Origin of the sequence: Enterococcus sp. DIV1411a (genome assembly GCF_050531945.1) — a bacterium.
Lineage (GTDB): Bacteria > Bacillota > Bacilli > Lactobacillales > Enterococcaceae > Enterococcus_B > Enterococcus_B faecium.
On sequence record NZ_CP172892.1, the window covers coordinates 2,124,686 to 2,150,851 of the forward strand.

26 protein-coding genes, 1 pseudogene and 1 riboswitch are annotated in these 26,166 nt (G+C 38.0%); of the genes and pseudogenes, 8 read left to right on the forward strand and 19 right to left on the reverse strand.

The genetic code is table 11. The features are described 5' to 3' along the window. Positions 1 to 32: 32 nt before the first annotated feature. Both secE and rpmG read right to left on the reverse strand, forming a co-directional pair. A complete protein-coding gene (gene secE, locus IGJ87_RS10305) occupies positions 33 to 203 on the reverse strand; it encodes a preprotein translocase subunit SecE (RefSeq protein ID WP_002294579.1) in 171 nt (56 codons plus the stop codon). A gap of 23 nt (positions 204 to 226) precedes the next feature. Continuing rightward, positions 227 to 379, reverse strand: coding sequence for a 50S ribosomal protein L33 (rpmG, locus tag IGJ87_RS10310; protein ID WP_002294578.1), 153 nt, complete (start codon positions 377 to 379; stop codon positions 227 to 229). Positions 380 to 540: 161 nt separating this feature from the next. Here rpmG and cbpA point away from each other — a divergent pair, with 161 nt between their 5' ends. Further along, entirely contained in the window at positions 541 to 1,185 is a 645-nt protein-coding gene (gene cbpA / locus IGJ87_RS10315) for a cyclic di-AMP binding protein CbpA (RefSeq protein ID WP_002294577.1), read from the forward strand. A gap of 55 nt (positions 1,186 to 1,240) precedes the next feature. Here cbpA and IGJ87_RS10320 read toward each other — a convergent pair whose 3' ends face one another. Further along, on the reverse strand, positions 1,241 to 1,744 hold the full coding sequence (locus IGJ87_RS10320) for a QueT transporter family protein (RefSeq protein ID WP_002294548.1): 504 nt from the start codon (positions 1,742 to 1,744) through the stop codon (positions 1,241 to 1,243). Between the two features lie 12 nt (positions 1,745 to 1,756). Continuing rightward, positions 1,757 to 1,803: riboswitch (PreQ1 riboswitch) on the reverse strand. 538 nt (positions 1,804 to 2,341) lie between these two features. Between IGJ87_RS10320 and IGJ87_RS10325 the strand changes: the two genes are divergently transcribed. Next, a complete protein-coding gene (locus tag IGJ87_RS10325; protein ID WP_113787873.1) occupies positions 2,342 to 3,307 on the forward strand; it encodes a diacylglycerol/lipid kinase family protein in 966 nt (321 codons plus the stop codon). A gap of 98 nt (positions 3,308 to 3,405) precedes the next feature. Here IGJ87_RS10325 and IGJ87_RS10330 read toward each other — a convergent pair. The 3 genes and pseudogenes from IGJ87_RS10330 to IGJ87_RS10340 form a co-directional block, all read right to left on the reverse strand. Next, positions 3,406 to 4,578, reverse strand: a pseudogene (locus tag IGJ87_RS10330) (ABC transporter permease). Further along, entirely contained in the window at positions 4,565 to 5,710 is a 1,146-nt protein-coding gene (locus tag IGJ87_RS10335) for an ABC transporter permease (RefSeq protein ID WP_002301301.1), read from the reverse strand. The pseudogene IGJ87_RS10330 and the gene IGJ87_RS10335 overlap by 14 nt, the downstream one beginning before the upstream one ends. A gap of 13 nt (positions 5,711 to 5,723) precedes the next feature. Beyond that, on the reverse strand, positions 5,724 to 6,656 hold the full coding sequence (locus tag IGJ87_RS10340) for an ABC transporter ATP-binding protein (RefSeq protein WP_002338642.1): 933 nt from the start codon (positions 6,654 to 6,656) through the stop codon (positions 5,724 to 5,726). Positions 6,657 to 6,742: 86 nt separating this feature from the next. Here IGJ87_RS10340 and IGJ87_RS10345 point away from each other — a divergent pair, with 86 nt between their 5' ends. Both IGJ87_RS10345 and IGJ87_RS10350 read left to right on the forward strand, forming a co-directional pair. Beyond that, positions 6,743 to 7,852, forward strand: coding sequence for a sensor histidine kinase (locus tag IGJ87_RS10345; protein WP_371857035.1), 1,110 nt, complete (start codon positions 6,743 to 6,745; stop codon positions 7,850 to 7,852). After that, the gene (locus IGJ87_RS10350) at positions 7,849 to 8,478 is read left to right on the forward strand and encodes a response regulator transcription factor (protein WP_002289597.1); all 630 of its coding nucleotides are present in this window, start codon (positions 7,849 to 7,851) and stop codon (positions 8,476 to 8,478) included. Before IGJ87_RS10345 ends, IGJ87_RS10350 begins: the two co-directional genes overlap by 4 nt. A 109-nt stretch (positions 8,479 to 8,587) precedes the next feature. Here IGJ87_RS10350 and IGJ87_RS10355 read toward each other — a convergent pair whose 3' ends face one another. The 5 genes from IGJ87_RS10355 to IGJ87_RS10375 all read right to left on the reverse strand — a co-directional run bounded on the left by IGJ87_RS10355 (position 8,588) and on the right by IGJ87_RS10375 (position 13,824). After that, a complete protein-coding gene (locus tag IGJ87_RS10355; protein ID WP_002289596.1) occupies positions 8,588 to 8,815 on the reverse strand; it encodes a hypothetical protein in 228 nt (75 codons plus the stop codon). Between the two features lie 102 nt (positions 8,816 to 8,917). After that, entirely contained in the window at positions 8,918 to 11,506 is a 2,589-nt protein-coding gene (gene recD2 / locus IGJ87_RS10360; RefSeq protein ID WP_002301298.1) for an SF1B family DNA helicase RecD2, read from the reverse strand. 19 nt (positions 11,507 to 11,525) lie between these two features. Then, the gene (locus IGJ87_RS10365; RefSeq protein ID WP_002294557.1) at positions 11,526 to 12,185 is read right to left on the reverse strand and encodes a histidine phosphatase family protein; all 660 of its coding nucleotides are present in this window, start codon (positions 12,183 to 12,185) and stop codon (positions 11,526 to 11,528) included. Between the two features lie 48 nt (positions 12,186 to 12,233). Continuing rightward, positions 12,234 to 12,737 (reverse strand): tRNA (uridine(34)/cytosine(34)/5-carboxymethylaminomethyluridine(34)-2'-O)-methyltransferase TrmL, encoded by a 504-nt coding sequence (trmL, locus tag IGJ87_RS10370; protein WP_002289592.1) that lies wholly within the window; start codon positions 12,735 to 12,737, stop codon positions 12,234 to 12,236. A gap of 220 nt (positions 12,738 to 12,957) precedes the next feature. Beyond that, a complete protein-coding gene (locus IGJ87_RS10375; RefSeq protein WP_002294559.1) occupies positions 12,958 to 13,824 on the reverse strand; it encodes a methyltransferase domain-containing protein in 867 nt (288 codons plus the stop codon). A 108-nt stretch (positions 13,825 to 13,932) separates the two neighbouring features. Here IGJ87_RS10375 and IGJ87_RS10380 point away from each other — a divergent pair, with 108 nt between their 5' ends. After that, positions 13,933 to 14,574 carry a copper homeostasis protein CutC gene (locus tag IGJ87_RS10380; protein WP_002299366.1) on the forward strand — a complete coding sequence of 214 codons (642 nt, stop codon included), beginning with the start codon at positions 13,933 to 13,935 and terminating at the stop codon, positions 14,572 to 14,574. Positions 14,575 to 14,635: 61 nt separating this feature from the next. Here IGJ87_RS10380 and mgtE read toward each other — a convergent pair whose 3' ends face one another. The 4 genes from mgtE to IGJ87_RS10400 are packed head-to-tail and all read right to left on the reverse strand — an operon-like array spanning position 14,636 to position 18,395. Continuing rightward, positions 14,636 to 15,997 carry a magnesium transporter gene (gene mgtE, locus IGJ87_RS10385; RefSeq protein WP_002294561.1) on the reverse strand — a complete coding sequence of 454 codons (1,362 nt, stop codon included), beginning with the start codon at positions 15,995 to 15,997 and terminating at the stop codon, positions 14,636 to 14,638. 17 nt (positions 15,998 to 16,014) lie between these two features. Next, positions 16,015 to 16,914, reverse strand: coding sequence for an RluA family pseudouridine synthase (locus IGJ87_RS10390; protein ID WP_002301297.1), 900 nt, complete (start codon positions 16,912 to 16,914; stop codon positions 16,015 to 16,017). Between the two features lies 1 nt (position 16,915). Next, on the reverse strand, positions 16,916 to 17,713 hold the full coding sequence (locus IGJ87_RS10395) for an NAD kinase (protein ID WP_353978541.1): 798 nt from the start codon (positions 17,711 to 17,713) through the stop codon (positions 16,916 to 16,918). Next, positions 17,694 to 18,395 (reverse strand): GTP pyrophosphokinase, encoded by a 702-nt coding sequence (locus IGJ87_RS10400; protein ID WP_353978540.1) that lies wholly within the window; start codon positions 18,393 to 18,395, stop codon positions 17,694 to 17,696. The genes IGJ87_RS10395 and IGJ87_RS10400 overlap by 20 nt, the downstream gene beginning before the upstream one ends. A 130-nt stretch (positions 18,396 to 18,525) precedes the next feature. Between IGJ87_RS10400 and IGJ87_RS10405 the strand changes: the two genes are divergently transcribed. Continuing rightward, positions 18,526 to 19,101: a CYTH domain-containing protein gene (locus tag IGJ87_RS10405; protein ID WP_002289849.1), complete on the forward strand. Its 576-nt coding sequence runs from the start codon at positions 18,526 to 18,528 to the stop codon at positions 19,099 to 19,101. 117 nt (positions 19,102 to 19,218) lie between these two features. Beyond that, complete coding sequence (locus IGJ87_RS10410) at positions 19,219 to 19,896, forward strand: ClpXP adapter SpxH family protein (RefSeq protein WP_002289850.1); 678 nt, start codon at positions 19,219 to 19,221, stop codon at positions 19,894 to 19,896. Positions 19,897 to 19,974: 78 nt separating this feature from the next. On the opposite strand, the gene pepF is transcribed toward IGJ87_RS10410, so the two are convergent. The 4 genes from pepF to spxA form a co-directional block, all read right to left on the reverse strand. Further along, positions 19,975 to 21,783 carry an oligoendopeptidase F gene (gene pepF, locus IGJ87_RS10415; protein WP_002301293.1) on the reverse strand — a complete coding sequence of 603 codons (1,809 nt, stop codon included), beginning with the start codon at positions 21,781 to 21,783 and terminating at the stop codon, positions 19,975 to 19,977. A gap of 174 nt (positions 21,784 to 21,957) precedes the next feature. Continuing rightward, positions 21,958 to 22,956, reverse strand: a complete 999-nt coding sequence (locus tag IGJ87_RS10420) for a competence protein CoiA (protein WP_002288958.1) — start codon at positions 22,954 to 22,956, stop codon at positions 21,958 to 21,960. A 226-nt stretch (positions 22,957 to 23,182) separates the two neighbouring features. Beyond that, a complete protein-coding gene (locus IGJ87_RS10425; RefSeq protein WP_002299370.1) occupies positions 23,183 to 23,836 on the reverse strand; it encodes an adaptor protein MecA in 654 nt (217 codons plus the stop codon). Positions 23,837 to 24,165: 329 nt separating this feature from the next. Next, positions 24,166 to 24,564, reverse strand: a complete 399-nt coding sequence (gene spxA / locus IGJ87_RS10430) for a transcriptional regulator SpxA (RefSeq protein ID WP_002296384.1) — start codon at positions 24,562 to 24,564, stop codon at positions 24,166 to 24,168. A 764-nt stretch (positions 24,565 to 25,328) separates the two neighbouring features. Here spxA and IGJ87_RS10435 point away from each other — a divergent pair. After that, positions 25,329 to 26,036: an HAD family hydrolase gene (locus tag IGJ87_RS10435; protein ID WP_002294563.1), complete on the forward strand. Its 708-nt coding sequence runs from the start codon at positions 25,329 to 25,331 to the stop codon at positions 26,034 to 26,036. Positions 26,037 to 26,166: the final 130 nt, after the last annotated feature.

Below are 26,166 nucleotides of genomic sequence, written 5' to 3' on the forward strand. Positions count from 1 at the left end.
TATAGCACTAAAAGTACGTTGTGGCTAGCGAGTTATTTTAAGATCCAGCCAAATAAGCTTTGGATGGCTGTATCCATTACGTAAAACATCAATCCGAAAATAATAGAAGTTTCGATGACTACTAACGTATCTTTACGGAGTTGTTTTCTGCTTGGCCAAGTTACTTGTTTGATTTCATCTTTTACGCTTTTTAGAAATTTCATGAGACAACCTCCCTTGCTACTGTTTATTTCGTTTCTTTATGTAATGTATATTGATTACAATATTTACAAAACTTATTGATTTCCAAACGTTCGCCGCTTTTTCCTTCACTGACTGATTTTGTGTAGTTGCGAGACCCACAAACGGAACAAGCGAGTGCTGCTTTTTTCTTTGCCATTTACTTCTGCCCCCTTGCTGAGAATCAGACTTATACTTCATAACAGTATCACGTAACTTTTTACTTGTCAATTTGTGAAATAAACTATCTATTGTTTTGGATAAAATTATGATATGATTAATTTGAAATTAAGCTAAAATGAGACAATTGGAGGTATAGCGATGCTATTAAAAACACTTGTATATAAGAAAAAAGATCTGACAACCGTTACAGAGACTAGTACATTAGAAGAAGCATTAAAAATTTTAGAAACTTCCGGATACCGTTGTGTGCCGATCTTAGATTCTTCAGGTAATATTTTCCGTGGAAACATTTACAAAATGCATATCTATCGTCATAAAGCAAATGGCGGTGATATGACGCTTCCTGTCACTCATCTTTTGAAAAACGCTACAAAGTTCATTTACCTGGATACTTCTTTCTTCAAAGTATTCTTTACGATCAAAGAGCTTCCTTATATTGCTGTCCTTGACAGTGAAAATCATTTTTATGGTATTTTGACACATAGTACGTTGCTTAATATGCTCTCTCAATCTTGGAGCGTAGAACAAGGAAGCTATGTACTGACAATTGCTTCCACAGGAAAGCAAGGAGATTTGGCTGCTATTGCAAAAATCATTTCAAAACACAGCAGCATTGCCAGCTGTATTACTCTTGATATCGAAAAAGACGAATACATTCGACGTACATTGATCACGCTACCGGCTAACACTGAAGCGAAAGTATGTGAAACGATCGTCAACCACTTAGAGAAAAAGAATTATAAAGTGGTAGAAATTGAAAATTTGCAAAACCAAGAAGCATAATCAAAAAGCGAAAAAAGAAAACAGCTAATCTGCTTTCTTTTTTCGCTTTTTATAATTAGACACGCTTTTCAAAATCAAGCGCGCGATCTAAATAATACATCAATGGTGCTGAAACAGCCATGACGATAAACTCACTTAATGCAAGCGTGCCATAGGTTGTCCAAAATGCTTGGCCACCTGTTGGAACTAACATATAAGCAATCAGTCCCATGCTGATGGTAAAGAAGATCGTGTTCAATACTAAACGCATCTTTACATTTTTCACTTTGTTTTGCAATAAAGCTGTCAGGCCTAAAGAAAGCAATGTTTGGCCGCCACCAAAAACCACATCCATGATACCAAAACCAAAGAAGGCATTATAGACGATGACCCCGCCTAAAACTCCCCAAAGCAATTTACGGTTAAAGACAACTAAATGATTCAAACTTTCTGAAATACGAAACTGGATCGGCCCTGAGGATACAGGCGCAACTAAAATAGTTAACGCTAGATAAAGAGCCATGATGATGCCATTTACAACGATTACGGATAACCGTTGTCTGCTTTTCGTTTTTTGCATTTTCTCTCCTCTTTTCTCCTAGTTTTTTTAACGCGGGATGGTTGATGAACCGCGGTTATGTGAAACAAACAATAATTATAACAGACTTTTCATTTATTTCAATCCGTCTTATCTGTTTTAAAAAAAAGCAAAAGCTTAAACAATGTAAACGTTTGCTAAAAATCGTGGGATATGGTATAAAGTAAGTGTAAGGGGTCATAAGAATTCCCAGTAAAGCAGACGAAGTAGGATCTGCAAGAACAGAATTGTTGTGAAACTTAAATAAATAAAAAAGGATGTGGGAATTTGAGCAACCTCTTACTAGAGAACGGTCTAGCAAGCAGCTGAAGATCTAAGTGGACATGCCGAACCTTGGAACTTCTCCTTACGTAAGTAATGGATCATGCGCTTGCTAGGCTTTTTTGTGTTTTTCGGTCTTCGGACCTTTTTCATTTTCCTAGACTTCTGCTATAATAACCAAGAATTAATTTTGTAACAGATTTTTTTGAAAAAACAAGTTTCTTTCATTCAAAAAATAGAAAAAGCTTGCTAATTATTGGTTAACGAGCAAACAGGAGTATTAAAATATCTTGTTTTATTGAATAGCAGGAGGAAATTATGAAATTCCATTATCATATATTGATCAATCCATCGGCAGGCAGCGGAAATGGCTATAAAGTAGCAGAAAGAATTTTACCGGTATTAAAAAATAAGCATATTGACTATACACTTCATTATAGTGAATACAAAGGACACGATGCTGAGATTGCTGAAACTTTGGCAAAAGAAACATTGATTCCTTGGATAGAAGAAGAACAGAAAACAATCGATACTTTCCCCCTTTTGATCATCGTAGGAGGTGACGGCACCTTACATCAGGTACTTGATACTTTCTATCAGATGGAAGTAGAATTCCCAGTTGCTTATATTCCAGCAGGTTCTGGAAATGATTTTGCTCGAGGGGCAGGCCTTCCAAAAAATCCCAAAAAAGGACTTCAGCTGATTTTAGCAGCTCAATCACCAGAAAAAGTCCACATAATGGCTTATGAAGAAAAAATAAGTAAAAAAAAAGGAATAGCTGTTAATAATTTCGGTATAGGATTAGATGCAGCTATCGTCCATGCGACAAATCATTCTTCCACAAAAAAGCGATTGAACAAATACAACTTAGGATCATTTTCGTATTTATTCTCTATTCTCCGTGCTTTATTCACTCAAAAAGGATTTCCAATTCTGGTAGATGCAGGAGGAAAACAATTAAGTTTTTCAAACGCATTTTTATGTACAGCAACGAAGCATCCTTTTTTTGGCGGAGGAATCGCGATTGTTCCAACTGCTGATGCGTCTAAACCAGTCATTGATTTTGTCGTGGTCGAACGAATCAATTTCTTTAAAATCTTGTGGCTCATTCTTTTACTTATACAGAAAAAACAATTGAAATCGAAATATTTCCATCACTACACAACAAACAGATTACGTATCGTTTCAACAACACCGCAACATGGTCAAGAAGATGGAGAAGAAATGGAAAAACGACCTTTTGATATCACAATAACCACAACTAAACAGTTGTTTTGGTGTTAATAAAAGAGGTTTTGTCAGAAGCTACATCTGGAACACCGTTTATTCGGAAAAAAGGACTGTGACACGACTTTTGTCACAGTCCTTTTTTTACTATGCAGTTAATTCTTTGCCCAATTGGGTTGCCATCGATAGTTTCTTTCTTTACCCAAAATAAATTGGATCATTGAAAACACCGCAGCAAAAGCAACTAAGACACAACCATTGAACCAAAAAGATTCTGCAAATGTTTGATTGTAACTGAGTGTTTCACTGATCAAGTTATTATTTTGAACAAACCAATATGTTGGTGTGAATGCCGCTATTTTGCTAACCATTTCTGGCAAGTATTCTGCTGGTACAAACACCCCACCGATAAAGCAACTGCCTGTGATAAAAATATCTTTGATCCCACCGCTGGTTTCTGAGTTTTTTACCAATGAAGTGATACAAGCCGAAAAGCTAATGACCGGCAATAAAAACAAGAAAGTATTTAAAATATGATACCATACCGTTATATCCCACGAGGTGTGGATCACTAACAGAACCATTAGAAGTAAGAAGCCGCTGAACAACAGCAGCGAGTAACTAATCAAACTAAAGGTTACTTTGCGATTCAAGTTTCGTTTGGTAATGGGCGCACTCTGGTTTCGTTTACTGATCTCTTTGCGATTAAACGCTAGATTGATGACGCTGAAACCGCTAAAAATGGATAGAAACAACCCATAAGACAAGAAATTAAAGGTTGTGCCCGTCAACAGCTTTTTCATCCGCTGACTATATCCCGCACTTAGCTCAACTTCTCCAGTAACCGAGAGTGCCATTTGTGTCTGTTCCATAGCTGCATCGATTGTTTTATCTTCTTATTGAAACAGAATCAGTGTTTGCAAAAAGGTGTTCACTTGCTGTGTAACAACTGTTTTAGAAAAGGCATCTGGGCGACTCTGTATCTTGATCGTCGGCATCTTTCCTACTTCGACTTGTTCGGTAAAGTCTGCAGGCAGATGTAAGATAATGTTTACACGATTAAAATAAAGAGCATCATCGATTTCTTTTTGTGAGGTTCCATCCAATGTAACGACTGTTTCCTTGTCATTCAAATATTTACGAAGGCCATCGACTACAGGCGACTCTTCTTCACTAATCAAGGCGATTTTCGCATCTTGCAGAGAGGTATTTTCAACATCAATATTTTGCGCAAAAAAGAATGTGGCAACAACAGTGATAATTACACCTATCAGTAAATTCGATTTATTTGCTTTAAGCAATGTCCAAATCGTTTTATAAAGCATCATAACGCACCCCTCTTTCCATCCAAGCATTTCCTAACGCAAAAAGGAAAATAAATCCGATCAACCATAGAAGATTGGTATAAAAACTAGCCAAATCAGTGTAGAAATAAAGTTTATACAAACTTTCGCTGATCAAGTTGACGAGATTTAATTGACCAACAATCGGAATATGAAGATCAATCCAATACTTCACTTGTTCCGACCCCATCATACCAGCAAAAAAGCTCATCGCAATCGTCACTGAAATCAAGATGCTATCCTTTTGCACCAGATTCATTTTTGGTATCAAATTACCAACCAATGTACCTAACAAAATCGCACACAACGACCCCAGAGCGGTAACAATCATCAACCATTGCCAACGTTCACCAAAGTCTACTTGATAGATAAAACGAAAGACAGCTAACATAATATAAATCTCTGTCAAAACAATCGTAAAGCTTGCTGCCAAATTAGCGATTGAAACTAACGATTGCTTTCTAGGAATCAAGGACAAGCGAATACCATTTGACGATTGATTTGCTTGCTGATCCTGTACATTGCGGACCCCCCACATCGTCCCGTAGAGAATCGCCATTCCAATCAGAGTGAAGAAATAAAAACTTTTGAAACTCATATTACGACCTGCATGAACTTCTTGAAAAGATACTTCTTGTTCAAAAGCAGTCATGATGGGCGCGAGATCAACGTTCTCCACTTCTGCCACTTTACTCGAAATTATACCAATACGCTGTAAAAATTGATCCATGACGTTTTTCATCAACGTCTGACTCATTCCTGCTTGACCCACATGGAGCGAAACAGATGAACCATCAATGAGATAAAAACCAGCCAAATCATCTGCGTTTAGCTTTTCATTCGCTTCTACTTCTGATAGTTCCTGTACTTCAAATAATGGTTTATCATTGACTTCGACTTGTTCTAAGACTGTGGTAAAATTTTCCGAAAGCGCTGTTTGATCCGCTTTGATTACAATTCCAGTATTAATCGTTTCGAGATTGCCACCTTGATCAATCTCGCCAAAGGCCGCCATAAACATCAATCCTAAAAGAATTGGAAAGGCCAATGTCCAAAACAACATGGATTTATTTCGCAGCAGTATTTTTGTGCGATATTTATAAAAATGCCAAAACATTATTTCCCCTCCTCTAGTCTCTCAAATCCTTGCCAGTAATCTCTAAAAAGACATCATTCAAGGACGCTTCTTTGGTTGCTATTTTTCCGTAACTGATCTTTTCTTCTTGTAAGATTGTAAGAATCGGCAACAATACTGTATTTAGTTCAGTAGTTGTTACTTGGAGCTGACCTTTTTTATAAGCGATTCCATCAGAAGCTATTGTTCGCTGAATCGCTGACAACACGTTTTCTGGGAGTAATGGGATGTCGATCGTCAAACGATCCGCCGTCCGTACCATATCTTTTAGAGATTCTTTGGTTCCTTTAGCAATCACCTGTCCTTGATCCATGATCACGATCTGGTCGCAAAGAATTTCTACTTCTTCCATGTAATGTGTTGTATAGACAATGGTTGCTCCTTGTCGATTCAGCTCCTTGATACTTTCTAAAATTTTATTCCGACTTTGGGGGTCTACAGCTACTGTCGGCTCATCTAAAAAAATTAACCGCGGCTTGTGGGCAATCCCACATGCGATGTTCAACCGACGTTTCAAGCCACCACTAAGTTCTCCTGGACGAAACGACACATATTTTTCTAATCCCACTAATTGAATCACCTCTTCAATCAAGGCTTTCCTTTTCTCTTTTTCGGAAACATATAAACCGCAAAAATAATCGATATTTTCTTGCACACTTAGTTCGTCAAGGACCGCAACGTCTTGAGGAACGACCCCAATCATTGCCTTGACAGCATAATTTTCAGGAGTCATTGTTGTCCCGAACAATTTAATGGTTCCTTTGTCATAATTTAACAAAGAAAGCATACAGTTGATGGCAGTCGATTTCCCACTGCCGTTTGGTCCTAACAGACCTAAGACTTCTCCTTCTTGTACTTGCAGATCAAAATGATTCAATGCTACAAAATCTCCATAGCGTTTGACTAATTTATCAATTTCGATAATCATCATGAAAAACTCCTTCCAAATTTCTTGTTGATCTGACTATAATAAAGTGCAAGAAAAGAAACTAGTGACGATTGGCTAAACCACACATGACATTTGTCACAATGAAGGAGTCTGCTATGCATAAATCTCGGCTACTCAACGAAACTAGCTTTCTACTGGTTATCTCATTGCTTTTGCTGGTAAGTCAAGGATTCGTTGCTATGCAAGTTATCTATTTATTGATCGCCGTTTTATTCACTGGTGTCAGTTATTTACTGCCTACAAAGCCAAATTGGATTTTCCAAGTTATTCTATTTCTTTTATGTGCCTTTTTACCTGATCTTGTCCTGTTTCTGCCAGCGACGATGCGAGTGATCGCCCCTGAAGAAAGCCACCTTGATTACTTGTTTTTGTTAGGTTTTTTGTTGATTTCGACGGTTGGTAATCATCCCCCCATCAAGGTCGCCTTTGTCGTAATTTTGCTGTTTTTTTCCTTTTACTTACGAAAAAAAGATCAACGAACGACCGATCTTGAGAAAAAGTACATTGTCTCCAAAGATACTCATTGGGAAAAACAACAAGAGTTATCGGAACAAAATAAAGAATTGGCCCTGTCACAAGAAACACAATTAGCCTTGCAAATTGTGGAAGAACGGAACCGAATTGCCCGAGACATCCATGACAATGTCGGTCATCTGCTGTCAAGTGCGATTTTACAAATTGGTGCGCTTGAAATGATCAATCAAGAACCAAAACTAAAAGAACCATTAGAAAATTTAAGTGCCACCGTTCACACTGGGATGGATCGGATTCGTCAAAGTGTCCATGACCTCCATGAGACATCGATCTCTTTTCAACACTCCTTAGAGTTTCTGATCGCTGATTTTCCTTCTTCTGTTACGATTGAAGGAAACTTGTTTGAAGGATTGAATGAAACGCAGCAAAACTGCTTCTTAATGGTCATCAAAGAAGCCTTAACCAACAGTATCAAACATAGTCATGCCAAAACCGTTGTTTTACATTTTCGAACGTTGCCGGCCTTTTATCGCTTGCAAATCACGAATGATGGCACCAGCCCACAAAAAAATTCTGCTCCCGGTATTGGTTTGAAAACGATGCGTCAACGTGTTCAAGAACAAAAGGGACAAGTCCATATTTTCCAAGAAAACCAGCAATTTCAGTTAACGATCATTTTACCAAGGGAGGGACACCAATGATAACAGTAGTCATTATTGATGATGATCCATTTGTGACGAAATCGTTACAAACCATTTTAGAAAGCACGAAAGAGATCCGTGTGTTAGGCATTGGTCATTGTGCCAAGGATGCGCTAGTCTTATACGAAACCCATCGTCCCGATGTTTTGCTGACGGACATCCGCATGCCTAAACAAACGGGCATCGATGCTGCCAAAGAAATTTTGGCTAAATTTCCCAAAGCCATCCTTTTGCTTTTGACGACATTCAAAGATGAAGAATACATCCGCGAAGCATTTTCCATCGGCGTCAAAGGGTATTTAATCAAACAGAACTTGCAAGCGATTATTCCTTCTGTCAAATCCGCTTATAATGGACAGGCCGTATTTGGTAATGAAATCATCGAGACTTTCACTCAAATGATGAAGAATAAACCGACGATTGATAGTCATGCTTATGCTTCTTTTAGTGAACGTGAGCTTGCAATCATCAAAGAAGTAGCTGCCGGGAAAAACAATAAAGAAATTGCAGATGCCTTGTACTTGAGTGACGGCACTGTTCGCAATTACATCAGCCAATTACTAGAAAAGCTAGATTTACGGGATCGCACGCAATTGGCTATCTATTTTTATCAGCATTTGCAATAAGTCTTATCTAACACAAAAAAACCTGAATGATGCTCCTTCGCATCATTCAGGTTTTTTTCACATCTTCTATTCAATTGTCCCGCAAACCATTTCCTCACGATTGAAAGAATCAAGGATTCGCAGGGCTGCCAGGATTCGTTGGATTGTTCGGCGTGTTAGGCGGAAAAATAGGCGCCTTGTCTAACGTTTTTTCTAGTTTTGATTCTTCACGATCGTCTCGTTCTACATCAGGACTTTCATTCAATTTGAATTCTTTTTCCATCTCATCTAACTTTTTAAAGTCATTGCCAGATTCTTTTGCTAATTTCGCTAATTTATCTTCGGTTTCTTTAGCCATAAAGTAACGCCCCCCTTTTGATTTCAGCTTAGCATATCACACTGAAAAAACAAAAGAAAACGCTAACCAACGATCATTTTTAGCTATTTCTCATCTTTAAAATCAAGCATTTTTTGCCGGTATAAAATCGTAGGGAGAACTGTTCTCCATACCAATCATCGGATCTACTAACTGGTTATCGATCACTTCTGCTGTAAGAACGAAATCTTTAGAAACAGCAGGTTCTACCTCTTCTTTCTTTTCCTCTACAACCGATGAAGAGAACAGATCTGGTTCCACTGTTTCCATTACTTGGTTTTTCGTTTCATTCGTCCCACTGTCATCTTCTACAGGTAGCTTTTCTTTTACAACCCGTGGCTCTTTTGTATAGTTCCCATCTTCAAATGGATCATTTCCGACCAAAGAATCTTCATAAGCTGCTAGTTTGGTCCGGAGAGTGATATTCATTTTATCATTATCTATGATCCTTGATTTCAACGTAGTCATCCGGCTTGCTGATTCATTCGCTACACAAGTGACATAGGCTTGCTCTTCCCCTAACAAAATCAACAGTTCCTTACTGCGGGTCACTGCCGTGTAGAGCAAATTACGCTGAAGCATTCGCTGATATTGATGGACCATGGGCAAAATAACCATCTTGAATTCACTGCCTTGTGATTTATGGATTGAGCAACAATAAGAAAGAGTGATTTTATTCCATTCGTTTCTTTTATAAGTGACCTCATTTGCATCAAACTGGATAACTAATTCATCCACTTTATCTTCAGAATCTTTTGCCAAGATGATACCCGTGATTTCTCCCATATCTCCATTGAATACATTCAATTCGGGAGTATTGACTAATTGGAGGACTTTGTCTCCTATCCGATAAACGGTGTCGTTCCAATGTACTTCCTTTTTTCCAGGTTTCCCTGGATTGAATATCTCCTGCATCATTTTATTTAACGCATCGATCCCTGCAGGTCCCCGATACATTGGTGCTAATACTTGGATATCTTGTGCACGGAATCCCTTATTTTTCGCTTTTTCCACAATTTTAGAGATCAAGGGTTCAATTTGATAAGCATCACTTCGGAAATAGGAACGATCTTTTTGATTCTTTGTGAAATCTTTTGGCAGACGTCCTTCTTTGATCTCATGGGCAAGAGGAATAATACTAGAACCATCACCTTGCCGATAAATCTGATTGAGTTCCATTTTGGGAATTTGTTCGATTTCCAAAAGATCATGGAGTACTTGACCAGGACCGACAGAGGGAAGCTGATCTTTGTCTCCTACTAAGATAACTTGCATATTCGTCGGAATCGCTTTGAATAATGTGTTAGCCAGCCATGTATCGACCATAGACATCTCATCAACAATCAAAAGTCCGCCTTCTAATTCTTTCGTACTGACTGAAGGTGTTTTTTCCCGTCCATTCAGCCCCAGAAGACGATGGATCGTACTGGCAGGCAGACCTGTCGTTTCGTTCATTCGTTTAGCTGCTCGGCCAGTTGGTGCTGCAAGTAGAATAGGAAAAATTTCTTGGGTATATTTTGAAGGATCCAATTCCAGTCCGTTCAACTCTGCAAAAAGATTGACGATTCCGTTGATCACAGTAGTTTTCCCCGTACCTGGTCCTCCTGTTAAAATAAATAGAGGGGAACGGATTGCTTCAGCGATAGCTTGTTCTTGCGAAGGTCCATACTGTATGCCGAATATTTTTTCGATACGCCGAATATTCTTCTGCACTTCTTTTTCAGGATAATGGATTTCTTTTTTACGACTGAGAAGGCGCTGGATCGAATTACCGATCCCCCATTCAGAAAAGTACAAACTGTTTTCGTAAAGATTAGTCTCTTCTTGTTGTATCTTTCCTTCTTCAACAAGTTGGATAATTACAGTAGCAACCTGATCAGGCTGGATTTCAATTGGGCGACTTGTTTCTAAAATACGGATCGTTTGCTGAAGCAATGTCTCCGCCGGTACGTATGTATCTCCTGTTTGAACTGCATGCTGAAAAATCTGATGCAAGATAGCTGCTCGAATTCTTCTCGGTGAATCTGCTGCAATACCGATTTGTTCGGCTAGATTATCTGCACGTTTGAACCCGATTCCTTCTATGTCTTCGACTAGCTGGTACGGATTTTCTTCGATGATATCCAAAGACTCGTTCTTATAGGCCTGGTAGATACTGAAAGCTAACTGACTACCGAACCCGTAACGATTCAGTCCCATGATCACTTGATCCATCCCGTGGTTTAGCCGAATCGTCTCAGCAAGCATTTCTCTTTTTGGCTTCGTCAAACCGGAGATTTGTTTTAATACCGAAGGATCAGCAATGATTTTTTCGATAGCATCTTCTCCCAGCAATTCTACAATTTTTTCTGCTGTTTTCTTCCCGATTCCTGGGAATTTTTCGCTGGAAAGATACGCTACGATCCCATTTGCAGTTGTTGGCTTTTCTTGCTCATATCTTTCGAGTTTAAGCTGCCTTCCGTATTTAGGATGATCCACTAATTCTCCATAAAAACGATAAGTCTCATTTTCTTGAATATCGCCGAAACTTCCGGTGACTACAATCTCTTTTTCACGGTAATCAGCTGTGGTTTCACTGATGTGTACCAAAAGCACTTTGTAAAAATTACTAGGATTTTGAAAAAAAATCGCGGCAACTGTACCAACGAAATAAGGCATTTCTTCTGGCTGCATCGGAAGCCGCCTCCTTCTTCTATAGTAAAGGTTCTGGTGCTGTTTCAGTTCCTAAAAAATCTGTTTGGTTCCATACTTTCAGTTCATATGGCAATAATCTGCAAGGCTCTTCAGTCTCTAAAATCGTCAAACTACTATTGAACAATCCACCCATTTCACGCAACTCACTTAGCTCTTTTCCTGTCATCCATTGAATGGCTGCAGTTAAAGAAGCTCCATGTCCTACGAATAAAAGTGGGCCATCTTTATGTTGGGCAACCGCATCTGCTACAACAGTTTCGATACGTGTGATTGCCGATTCAATCGTTTCTCCGTGAAAAGGAGAAGGATCATACAGATCTAAATGATTACGCAAATTCGGCAGATTATCCGGATATTTCTGGTACATTTCATCGATCGACTGACCTTCTAAAGTACCCAGCCCTAGTTCTCTTAGCTTATCTGTATAAAAAATCTCTACCGGACGAGCAAGCTCTTTGTTGATACCTTCTGCTGTATCACGTGCTCGCTTTGCTGTACTGGAATAAATTGCTTTAAAAGGAACATATTTTACCTTTTTCCCAAATGCTTTGATTTCTTCGTAACTTTGTGGCAAAAGCGGAGAATCGCCATTGCTCCCTTGAAAACGTCTTTCCTGATTCCATTGTGTCTTCCCATGTCGGGTAAAATATAGTTCCATACGCAGCAAACTCCTGTCTTTCTTTTATTTTACTCTATAATAAACTGTCTAATCCAGCTTGTCATTTTCATAGTGATGCGTCAATTCTAAATTAGGGAATCCTTGCTGGCGAAGTGCTTCATACACTATCATTGCAGCTGTATTCGATAAATTCAATGAGCGGACATGCTCATCATTCATAGGGATGCGTAAACACTTTTCTTCGTTTTCACGCATAAATGTTTCTGGCAAACCGGTTGTTTCTTTTCCAAATAAAAAGAAGTGCTCTTCTCCATCAGCAAAATTTTCGTCACTATATACTTTATGGGCAAATTTTGAGATCAAATGTAGTTTACGATTACCTAAAAATGTTAAAAAAGCTTCTAAATTACTGTGGTAAGTAATATTTACATCATTCCAATAATCCAACCCTGCCCGTTTTAGATGTTTGTCATCAGTTGAAAAACCTAGTGGCTCGATTAAATGAAGCGGAGTATTCGTGGCTGCACACGTACGGGCAATATTTCCAGTGTTTGCAGGGATTAATGGTTCAAATAAAACGATATGATTCATCAGGATCATTCCTCTCATATTTATGTTCGTTTCTATTTTCTGACAATTTGATTTTTGCATAAAAAAAAACGTATCAACTCGGTGTCAGTCACTGCGAGTCGTTACGTTAGTGAAGCTCTTCTCACTAACTTTTATCAGAACAGGAACCTGATAAAAACCAATGAAAAAACAACTTGTTGCTAATATAACACCCTCAACTTTTTTTTGCAACCTCTACTCATTAAAAACTGCTAGAAAAACGTTTTCTCTTAGTTCCTTTTAATAATTCTATGTCAATTGTAATCTTCTTCAAAGGATTCTTATATAAGTCTGCTTTGATTCGCTCTTCTACCTGCCACTCTAAAGGTGACATGGCCAAAAGATCTTTTTGATTTTCCTCTGGTATCTCAAATTCATAGGTTACACGCTGACGTTCAGTTAATTTCATTGCTTCAGCAAACTTGGCTACTACACGTTCATTGGAATAACTCTGTTTTTCAGGTTGATTCGGATAAAAAGCCTGACGTAGTTCCTTTAAATAATTTTCTTGTGGCACCACCTTCAACACTTCTCCATCTTCTGAGAGTACACGTTGGAATTCTTGGTAATGAGAAGGCGAAAAGATATTTAAAACCGCGTTGAATGTTTGATCAGCAAACGGCAAATTGGTCAAATCAGCTACACACCAAAATGCTTCGGCAGATTGTTCTGTAGCTGCGTAGACTCCTTCTTTTGAAATATCAAATCCAACAGCATTTTGAATCTTTTTCAATTTTGAAAGTTCATTCAAGAAGCTACCTTCTCCGCAGCCAACATCTAATAGCGAGACTTCTTCAGGTAAATGCTGCGCAATAGTCTCAATAACGGGCTGATACATGCCAGATTGGATCATTCTACGCCTTGGAACGAACATTCCTTGATCGTATTCTGTTTTAACCGCATGGGATAAAAAATAAAGTGTTCCTTTTTTGGAAAGGTCAAAACGGTGATTATTTTTGCATATCAAGCCATTATCAGACTTTTTTACTTCTTCTTGGCAAACCGGACAGCGGAACAGCTGATGATTTTCTGCCAAAAACTGGCGTCCTCGGTCAATTTTTTTTAACATAGTTCCCCCTCATTTCTGTTTTATCTTACCGTTAGATGCTCACTTTGGCAACTGCTAAAAATATGATACAATGCCTAGAAGAAAGTGAAAGATAAAGGAGAAGATTAGATGATCAAAGAATTTTGCGCTGAAAACTACACATCTATTCCTCTAGCAATTTCTAGAGGAGCCGATCGGATCGAATTGTGTGACAACTTAGCGGTCGGTGGCACAACCCCGAGTACTGGTGTGATCGAAGAAACGTTAAGTTATGCTGGGGAAAAAGATATCCCCGTAATGACGATTATTCGTCCTAGAGGGGGCGACTTCGTCTATAACGATATCGAATTGAAAATCATGCATACTGATTTGATTGAAGCAAAGAAATTAGGGACGGATGGCGTAGTATTTGGTTGTCTTACTCCTTCAGGCTGGCTAGACGAAGAGGCCTTGGAACTATTGATCGAAACAGCAGAAGGGTTGCAGATCACCTTCCATATGGCTTTTGACAGTATTCCTGAAGATCGGCAATTCGAAGCAATCGATTGGCTGGTAGAACATGGTGTTGACCGTATCTTGACTCATGGCGGTCCTGCTGACAAAACTATTGTAGAAAATTTCCCACGGCTTAAAGAATTGATTGCCTATACAGATGGCCGCTTAATCATTTTGCCTGGTGGTGGTGTCACTGCAGAGAATGCAGCACATGTAGCTAAAGAATTGAACGTAAGCGAAGTACACGGAACCAAAATCGTGGATCTTCAGTTATAATCTTATAAACAAAAAAACATTTGCAACAGGCATAATGCTTATTGCAAATGTTTTTGTTTTTTTACATAAAATAGCCCATAAATAAAGAAGCAATATTGAAATAAATCAGTACACTCGTCAAATCGCTCAAAGTCGTGATAAAGGGGCCGCTTGCTACTGCTGGATCAAATCCTAGACGATCCATTAGCATCGGGATTAAACTACCTGCAAGATTCGCCACTGTGATTGCAAATAGCATAGCCATCCCTATGACAAACCCCAAGATAAAATTATGTTTCCAAAAACCTACGATTAGAAAAATCGTGATCCCCGTAACAGCTCCTGTGACAACGCCGGTCAAGACTTCAGCCAAAACAAGTCGAACAAATCCATGATCTTTCTCATCAGAAATCGCAAGTCGACGAACAGCCACAGCTAGCGACTGGGTTCCAGCATTACCGGCAGTTCCTGTAATCAGCGAAATGAAGACTGCTAAAATACTCGCTTCACTTACCAAGTCTTCATAGTGACTGATTAAAGAAGCGGTCGACATACCTAAAAACAACAGAGTGATCAGCCAAGGCAAACGTCGAGACGCTGCCTTTACTGGATTTTCATTAATTTCTTCCACATTGACCCCGGCAAGTCCTGAATAATCGCTAGCAGCTTCATCATCAATAACGTCGATGATATCATCGACTGTGACGATTCCTAACAAATGATCATCATAATCGGTAACAGGAAGAGCTAAGAAGTCATAATCCCTAAATGTTTGTGCCACATCTTCTTGGTCGTCGCCTACATGAACTGAAAGCACTCGTTCGCTCATCAGATCAGAAATCATTGCGTCGTCATCATTCACGATTAGGTCGCGCAGAGAAATAACCCCTACTAGCTGACCTTCTTGATTAACGACATAGATGTAATAGATTGTTTCAGCTACATCTGCTTCGTTCTTCAGCACGTACATCGCAGAGCGAACAGTTTGATTGGCTACGATCGAAACAAATTCAGTTGTCATGATCGCGCCAGCTGTTTCATCCTCGTAATGGAGAAGTTCCTTGATTTCACTGGCATCGTCTGCCGACATCAAACTTAAATATTTAGCAATTTGCTTTTTATCCAGCGTATTAAGCAAGTCAACAGCATTATCTGTATACATCTCAGAAAGCATATCAGCTGCATAGCTAGGACGCATTTCATCTAGGTATTCTTTCATATGTTCGTTGTCTTCTTCAATCACATCGAACATATCCGCTAATTCTTTAGGCGACAGATAGGAATAGATCAGCTGCCTGTTCTCTTCTGTAAGAGATTGGTAGAATTGCCCCTGCTCATAGATATGCATCTCTAAAAAACTGTTTCTGAATGCCTGAATATTATTTTCCCTTAAATCTTGAGTCAACTGGGCAAATCTTTCCTCTAATTCTTGATTTTCATCCAAACCAATCTCACCTCGCCTTATTCTTCAAACCGTCTCACAACTGCCTCCATGTCTGCGGCTAAAGGCTGCTTGAACTCCAGCAACTCTTCTGTAAATGGATGGTAAAAACGCAGATCATAACAATGAAGGGCTTGTCTTTTTATTCCCAGATCCATTCGCCCGCCATACATATCATCACCGAGCAGGGCACAGCCAATTGCGGAAAAATGAACTCTTATTTGATGTGTCCTTCCTGTATGCAGCTGGATATCAACTAACGCGATTTCTGTTAGTCGCTTCTCTATCCAGTACTCAGTCTGTGCCGAACGTCCTTCATCAGAGACCATTCGCTTCAATAGCGAAGAATAATCTCGGGCGATCGGCAAATCGATATGTCCATGTGCCGATAAATCTGAAAGCCTTCCACTGACTAAGGCCTGATATTTTTTCACAAACTTCTTTTCACGAAGTTGCATATCTAATTTTGCGTGCGCAAATCCATGCTTTGCAAAAAGCATCAAGCCAGATGTATCCCGATCTAGTCGCGTCACCACATGGATTACTTGGTTTTCGTAACCTTTTTTTTTATAATAAGCCTTTACACGATTAGCCATTGTCCCATTTGGATGGTATTGGGCAGGAATAGACGAAACGCCTGCTGGTTTATTTACTACCAGAACGTGTTCATCTTCATACACGATATCGATCGATGTTTCATCCAAAAGTACGGTTTCATGTTCTCCTTCAGCAGGAATCACAATGGTTACCTTATCATCCTTAGCTAGAGAAAACAAGACATTTTCTACTTGATCATTAACTTTGATTTGACCGCCTTGAAATTTTATTTTCGCTAACAGACCCTTTGAGATCCCTTTTTCTTTTAAAAAATATTTTACTTGCTGAGAATGATCTTTCTCATAATCCCATGTAAACTGCATATCAATCCTCACTAATAAAGGCATCTTTCACACGATGCCAAAAATGCATATGTCGATAAGAAGCAAAATGGATCCGTTCTTCTGCTATTCGATAATAAATTGAGCGGATATTTGCTTTTGCGACATTCAATTGATCAACCGTTACAAGATAATCTTCTGTATTTTCCAATTTTATTTCTAGCCATTCATCATGGGCAATCACGATCGGAGAACCCAAAGTACGAAACACTCGATTATTCAGTGAAGCAATCTCTGCCAACTGAAAGGCATTGATACTAGGATGGATCACAGCACCGCCGACACTTTTATTATATGCTGTCGAACCAGTAGGCGTAGAAATCGTCAATCCATCTCCTCTAAAACTTTCAAACAGCTCGTTTTTGATGTATACATCGGCTACCATCGTACGATTGGCCCGTTTAATCGTTGATTCATTCAGTGCTAAAAAATGCTGGTCCGGTGTTTCATCCAAATAACTGATCCGAACATCCAGCAAGGGATAACTAACACTTTGTTCCCGGTTCGTTCGTAAGCTGTCTACTAGTTCTTCCAGCTCGTAATCCCGCCAATCCGTGTAAAACCCTAAATGACCTGTATGCACGCCCAAGAAACGCACATCATTCAGACAATGACTGTAGTGATGGAACGCCGACAATAATGTGCCGTCTCCGCCGACTGAGATGACCAATTCTGGATCATGATCATCTCGTTGAATCCCTGCTTGTTCTAAAAGTGCGTTCAAACGTTCTGTCACTTCTATAGTCTTTGCTTCTTTATTATTAACGATCGCTACTTTCATCCCCTGCCTCCTCTCTTTCGCTTTCTTTCTTCAAAAGCGTTCGATAGTAGACATCATCTGATTTTCCTCTTCCATGGGAGAATAACCGCTGTGCTTCTTGGATTTCTTCACGGATACTGGACATCTCTTCATCCAACTGATAGGCAGCTTCTGCCGCACGCTGAAGTCGTTCACTCATTTCTTCTGGAAAAACGCCTTGATATTTATAATTCAGCGAATGCTCAATCGTTGCCCAGAAATTCATCGCAAGAGTCCGAATCTGGATTTCCGCCAAAATTTTCTTCTCACCGCTGATCAGCTGTACAGGATACTCGATCACCAGATGATAAGAACGGTAGCCACTTGCTTTTTTATTTGTGATGTAATCTCGTTCTTGGAGAACTTTCATGTCTTTTCTTTTACGGATGATCTCAACAACTTGATGGATATCTTCTACAAACTGACACATGATCCTTAACCCGGCAATATCAGACATTTCTTCTTCTAAACGTCCCATTGGAATATGCCGTAATTGTGATTTTGTTACAATACTATCGACTGGCTTGACTCTCCCAGTGACAAATTCAATCGGGACATGTCGATTTTGTTCACGGAACTGTTTGCGGATCCCCCGCAGTTTCACTTTCAATTCTGATACAGTTTGTTCATATGGTGCTAAAAATGCTTCCCAATCTCGTTCCATAGCTGATACCTCTACTTCATTAACATTCATTGTTTATTCTACCATATATGCAAAGTTTTTTCGTACTCTTGATTTATGCATTGACCAAAAAAAGAAAATTAGGCAAAATAGACAAAAAGGAGTCGATCAAATGACACAAATGCTTGAAATCGAATATAAATCTATGCTGACAAAGCAAGAGTACGAGATATTCATCGCTCACTATCAATTAACAGATAAAGATTTCCGTGTACAGACTAATATTTATTTCGATACCGTTGATGAACAGCTGAAAAAACAAAATTGTGGCCTACGGATCCGTTTCGTTGGTCATCAAGCTGAATATACATTAAAAACCCCTGCTGAAAAAGGGCGTCTCGAAACAACGGATACCTTTATAACAGAAGAAGCAGAAGCATTTATCTTCGAAAAACGTCTGCCTCGTTCAGGCGCAGTTTTTCAAAAACTTTCTGATTTGAATATCGATCCTGCTTCATTAATCCAAACCGGAAAGCTTACAACAAAACGGGCTGAATTCCCTATTGAAGAAGGACTTTTAGCTATTGATGAAAGCTGGGGAGACAATCTACACGATTTTGAACTGGAACTAGAGGTAGGGGATGCATCTGTGGGAAAAATTGCTTTTATAAATTTTTTAAAACGTTTTTCTTTACCTTATCGTCCTGCTAAGAACAAGATCCAACGTATGCTTGAAGCTAAAAATTAGAAACCTTTCATTTTCACAAGGCACTTGAGTTCATTTTTTTACTTTTTTCTGTTAAGTTATAGGATGTGAAAGAATCTAGTCACTAGTTGTATAGAATCTATTTTGGGGGAGATTCATATGATCGAAATCTATTTATTTGTTAATCCTTTAGGGGAATACTGTTTCGAAATGGAACAACAGTTATTACAATTTATCGAAGAAGAGTACGGGACACCATCAAAAGAAAAGATGCAATTTCGCTTTCTTCCTTTGGTCAATTTGCAGACAATTGGGGATGTCATGCAACAAAAAGGAATTTCTCAGAACAATCTTGAGGAACGTAATCACTTATTCTCAATGACTTATTCTGCAGCATTAGACTGCAAAGCGGCGCAGTTTCAAGGAAAGAAAAAAGGCCGCCGTTTTTTGATCAAATTGCAAGAAGCAGTCGGCTGTAATGACATACCATATTCTCAAGAACTTGCTGAATCCATATTTGAAGAAATCGGCGGCGATTTGAATATGTTTAAAGAAGATCGGCAGTCTGACTTCGTTAAAGAAGTATTCTTTTCTGATCAAAAAATTGCTCGGGAAATGGGCATCACAAAACACCCTTCTGCAGTCGTTTACAATTATGCCTGCGACCGTGATTTTGGTGTTTTAGTAGAAGTAAAAGGTACAAGTAGCCTTTGGAGAATCACAGAGCTGTGTAAAACAACAGATAACTCATATCAAGTTTTTAATGGTGAACATTTACATACAAATGATTCTCAGTTCCATTCAAGAACTAGCCATTTACACTTGCTTTCTAATTAAAAAAATACGTCGACTCCCTTACAAGAGAGCCGACGTATTTTTTTCGTTTCTATTCGAGAATATCAAAAATAGAAAGCCTTATAAACGATCGATCAATTCTTCTAATTCATTTAGACGTTGTTCAAACATCGACATTGCATCTTCGATATATGCAGCCTGTGTCATATCAACTCCTGCTTTTTTCATTACTTCCACAGGATAATCGCTGTTACCTGCTTTTAGGTAAGCCAAGTAGTTCTCTAGTGCCTCTGGTTCCTGGTTTAGTATTTTCTTCGCCAGTGCTGAAGCAGCAGAAAAGCCAGTCGAGTATTGGAAAACATAGTAATTATAATAAAAATGCGGTATCCGTGACCATTCGAATTTAATTTCTGGGTCTTCTTCGACTGCTGGACCATAATATTTTGCATTCAATTTACCATAACTATCACTTAGGTATTCACTAGTCAATGGCACACCTTTTTCATCTTCCGTATGCATGAAATGCTCGAATTCAGCGAATTGTGTCTGGCGGAAAACTGTTCCTTTAAACCCATCCAAGTAATGGTTGAGTACATAAGCCCGTACACGAGGGTCTTTTTCTGTTTCCAATAAATACTCCGTTAGGATATTTTCATTCGTTGTCGAAGCAATTTCTGCTAAAAAGATGGAGTAGTCGCCGTACACATAAGGCTGGTTCGAACGAGTGAAATAACTATGAACACTATGTCCCATTTCGTGGACAAGCGTAAATAGCTGATCCAGCGTATCATGCCAATTCAATAAAATATATGGATTTGTGTCATAGCTTCCCGAAGAATAAGCACCGCTTCGTTTCCCTTTATTTTCGACAACATCGATCCAACGTTCAGAGAATGCTTTTTCTACGATGGCCATGTATTCTTCACCCATTGGTTTCAGTGCTTCTAAAGCTTTTTCTTTTGCTTCTTCGTACGTAAAGGTAATTGGAGCTTCCCCTAAGACCGGTGTATAAAGATCATACATGTGCAGTTTTTCCACTTCTAATAAACGTTTCCGTAATTCCATGTATCGATGTAACAAAGGCAAATGCTTGTTTACCACGTCTACCAAAGTATCGTATACACTTTCAGGAATATGATTATTGCTCAAAGACGCTTCTCTGGCAGAGCTGTAATTACGGACTTTCGCTTTAAAATTATGTCCTTTTATATGTGTGCCTAAAGTAGAAGCAAATGTATTTCTAAATTGTTCGTAAACACTGTACAATCCCTTAAATGCTGCTTCGCGTACCCTTCGATCCGTGCTTTCTAGCAACTGACCATACACGCCATGAGATAATTGGACTATTTCACTATTTTCTCCTTCAATCGTTGGAAAAACTAGATCTGCATTATTCAAAACAGCAAATGTATCACTTGAAGCATCAAAGATTTCACCTGCTCCAGCAAGAAGAGATTCCTGCTCAGCAGATAAGACATGGGCTCGATTATCTACTATTTGCTGGATATAATGGCGATAGACTTCCAATTTTGGTTCTTCTTTGAAATATTGCCAAATCTGGTCATCTGACAATTGCAATATTTCTGGTTCAAACCAGGAAACGGCTTCACTAACTTTCGAAAACAGACTGCTTGCTCTTGCATAAAGCGCTTGGTAATCTGTATTTCCAGTGTCTTGATCGTTTTTAAGGTGCGCATATACATAAATGACTTCAGTTTGGCGATAAACCCTCAATACGAATTCAATCGCATTTAAAAATTGAGAAGCGCCTTGATCAAGTGTTCCTTTGTGTTTTTCAGATTGTTTTAACTCTTCTGATAATTCCAAATATTTCTCATCAAACTCTTGGTCGCTTGAAAAGATCTTGGTCAAGTCCCAAGTTAAATTTTCAGGCAATTCTTCTCGTTTTGGCAACTGCTTTACTTCCATGAAATCCACTCCTTTTCTTCCCTTAGCTCTATCTATCAAAATAGATCATAGTCTAACATCCACATGTCACAGCATCTAACTTTTCTACTCATTCATGTGTCTGCTTCCATCAATTTTAGCATAACTAAATCTTGTTTTACATAGAAAACCGATTCCTAGCCTATTTTATACTTACTATTTTTTCAAAGAAGACAAGTGTATGCATTCGTTAAAAAACTGCTGATAGACCATCTCTTCATCAATCATAGGAAAAAGCCATTCCCTTTTATGTTCTTTTATTTGGCAAAGCCATGAGTTGAAATCAGGAACTTTCTGGTTTTCCAAGGCTTCTTCGTACAACATTCGATAAAGAAAAACCTGTTCTTGTAAATAAAAGAAAAACCGACTTTTTTGATAGATCCACGATGATAGATGCAAAAGATGTTTATGACGCAAGTAGCATTGTTCTTGTATGGATACTGTATTCTTTTGCTTGTGAATAAGTTGGCGTGTCAGCCATTTCTTCCCATCTTCACTCACTTTTTCTATTTTTTTCATTTGGTTCATTTTAATTTCGTTACTAGTGAATATTTCTTTAAGGTCCCTACTAGAAAAAGTCCAGCAGCTACTGCAAAAGGAAATATGCCCTGATACAGTCTCTGTAATATGATGATACAAATAAAGCTTTTGTTTCTTGAGATCAGCTTTCCAGCAATGCACTCCTCTTTTTCTATTATAGTAGCAGCAACTTTTTTCTATCAATGAGAATTGCGATTGTCCAAGAAAAGAATTACCAAGTATCCACCATACTTGGTAACTGTTATTCAAATAATTTTGGGTTCTTTCAATAAATCTCTGGTGAGACAGTCTAGAACATTGGATTTCTATTGCTAGATTCGCCAACAAAATATCCGGCCTTTGCCGCAACCTCGGCAAATAGGCTTCCAAAAATACTGGTTCTACTGACTGTCCCAGCCAATCCATGAAGCATTCCTTTAACTGTAAGTGCTCTTTTGATTCTCTTTCACTAAAGACCGAACAGTTATCTGATTTTTGATGGGCAAAATGAGCACATTTTTTCTTTCCCTTTTTCAAAATCACTCTTTTTCGACAGCCACGACAATAATATTTCTTTCCTTTTTCTGCATGTTTAGCAAAACAGCACTTATTATATTCATTCATTGCAAGCAGCATTTTTCTCCCTCTGAACTTATTTACGTCTAAGAATTTATTTACACGAAAAAAGAGGGCGTGAAAAAGCTATTCTGCATCAAGTAATAAGAACAGCTAAACAAAAATAGTTCCCAATATTTTTCGTTTGGTTGGGCTTGTTACCGCAGATGCAAGCTTTTGAACACTATTTATACGAAAAAAAGACTGCGACACAATTTTTGTCACAGTCTTTTACTATAATGCTGATTTATACAAAATAAAATTTCGTTCGCTCGATAGCATTACGCGCCATCAGACATTTTCCATATTCATTCAATGTTTCTGGTGTACGATCGCTCTTTTCAGCAAACTCCAAAATTCGAGCAATCTGATTCTCTACATCCGCTTGGTTGAGATTTTCCATCCAGAAGTGAACGACTAGGTAATAGCGCTCTTCGAATAAATACAAATCAGTCCAAGCAGACTCTAGTTCGACATCTGTTGCAAGTTGGATCACTTGTTCAAAATCTTCAAAAGCAAAAGTTGCTTGTCTTTCCTGTTCTTCTAGGGCGCTTCCAGATAATTCTTCCTCCGGATCGCTGCCAATAATCTGCTGACGAAGAAAGTCACTCACATCTTCTGAATCAACAGTAGAATCTTCTGATTGAGAAATTTCTTCATCCGGAAGATTTTTACTGATAAACAGTTCTAATCCGTCTCCTTTTGGCAAAACTTGGAAAGTGACAGCTTCGCTTCCTCGGAACTCCTCTTCGATATCAACTTCTTCCAAAATACTATAAAAGAAATTTTCGATTTCTTTGTGATTGCCAAGTAAATCCAAAAATGAAACGCCCCGTTCCTCTAAATCTTCATGACCAATTAGTACACGGATCGTATTTTCATTAATATGTTCCATTTCCATTTTGCTACACCTCACTTTGCCACAATGTTTAATATAGATTCATTGTAGCGAAATCAGCTTAAATGTAAAGAAAAAAAATCTCGCTGTTAAGTGAATTTAATAAAACCAGCGGATTTTTCAACCTTTCAAGCTATCTTATTTAACTATAACATTTTTGGCAGACGAATACTATATAGCCGACTTTTCAGCTAATTTTTCCTCTCTATTTTTCGTGCAATCATCATCTTCTACTACCTTTTTATACATCTAATCAAGAATACTTTTTGTAAACAAAAAAACTTGGAAAAACTATCTTTGTAATAGTCTTTTCCAAGTTTCGTATTATCCTTCTATAATCCAGCCATCAATTGTGCTTGACGTAATTCTAATTGTCGTACATCGCGCGGTAGGAACCGACGAATTTCATCTTCATTAAAACCAACTTGCAGACGTTTATCATCAATCATGATTGGACGGCGAAGCAATCCAGGATTGTTTTGCACAAGTTCCAATAATTCTTGTAACGGCAGATCATCTAAATCCATGTTCAGTTTTTGGAATACTTTGGAACGTGTCGAGATGATTTCTTCTGTTCCGTCTTCTGTCATTTGTAAAATCGCTTTTAATTCAGAACTGTTCAATGGTTCTGAAAAAATATTACGTTCAACAAATGGAATCTGATGTTCTTGCAACCACGCACGAGCCTTTCTGCAGGAAGTACAACTTGGGGAAGTATATAATGTTAACAACGTGCACCACTCCTTTTCGTGATAAGAATCACTTTTTTGTAACAGAAGATCATAATAATCTCCTATCTGTTTCTATTATACATAATCAACTTTTAAATAGCTACCTTTTTTTCATAATTTTTTTAAAAAAATGAAAGTTATCTAAGGTTAATATACAGTAAAACCAGCATTCTCGCTTTTTTTATCATTTAAAAATTAGAGTTTTCAAATCTAATTCAAATTTTCTAAACATATGAAACAGCGTATAAAACTGTACTATTATTTTATCTCAAAAGCTAAATGAAACCGATTTCTTAAGATTTTTTATGTTTTTTATTTCTTTAATAGTAATGTTTTCTGTCATTTTAAATAATACTGTTCTTTATCATAACGCTTATTTTCTCTGTTATATAAGCGTAGTATTTTAAAGCAATGATTACTAAATAAAATTTACTATAAACAAATAAATCAAATAACGTTATTTTATGTTTGAATAGTTATATTGAGACTGTATTAAAAAAATAAATCTTTCGAAAATTCCACAGAGATTGCATTAAAATAAATCAATCGACTTCTACCATAATGATTAATTTGTTCATCAAACTTATTGACGTGTTTCACGATTTTTAGTGAAAAAAACTGAAATATAAAAACCTTATTCTGTCAAGGAAATAGAAATATAGTAAGAAAAACCTTTATTTATCAGCTTTTTTAGACAATTTTTTCTGTTACAATAGTCAAGGATTTGTGAAAAAATCAATGAAAACCGAAAGGCGTGTAAAATTTTGATTAAATCAGTTGTGTTTGATGTTGATGATACGATGTATGATCAGCAGCAGCCATTTCGAAACGCGGTCAAAAGAGTCGTTCCGCTTGTTTCAGATGCAGATATGCATCCACTATATATCCGGTTCCGCCATCATAGTGATGAAAACTTCCCAAAAGTAATGGCAGGAGATTGGACACTAGAATATATGCGAGCACATCGGATCAGCCAATCACTAAAAGATTTAGACTACCCTCATATTACGGAAGAAGATGGCCTCTTATTTCAAAAAATTTACGAGGAAGAACTTGATAATATCTGCTTGCATGAGGAGGTCAAAAAAACCCTCGATTTCTTGAAGGAAAAGAATGTCCCATTAGGAATTATCACAAATGGGCCGACTGACCATCAGACAAAAAAACTGAAGCAACTTCAATTGAACAATTGGATTCCTTCCCGCAATATGCTCATTTCTCAAGCAACAGGTTTCCAAAAACCAGAAAAAGAGATTTTTCAGCTGGCTGAGAAAGAATTTCATATGCTTCCAGAAGAGACCTTATACGTTGGCGATAATTACGACAATGATGTTCTAGGTGCAAAAAGTGCTAACTGGCAAGCGCTTTGGTTCAACCATCGAGAACGCAAAATTGAACAGACTCCAATTTGCGATATCGAGATTTCTTCTTTTGATCAGCTGTTAGAGACAATGAAGACAATCTTTGTATAACCTTTAAAAATAGAAATAAAAAAATGATAGCAAGGAAGCTGGGATAAAATGGAATCCCAGCCTCCTTGCTATTTTTTAAATCAAATAAACAATCGCTTCTTTAGAAAGACTTTCTTACCCATTACTGAAC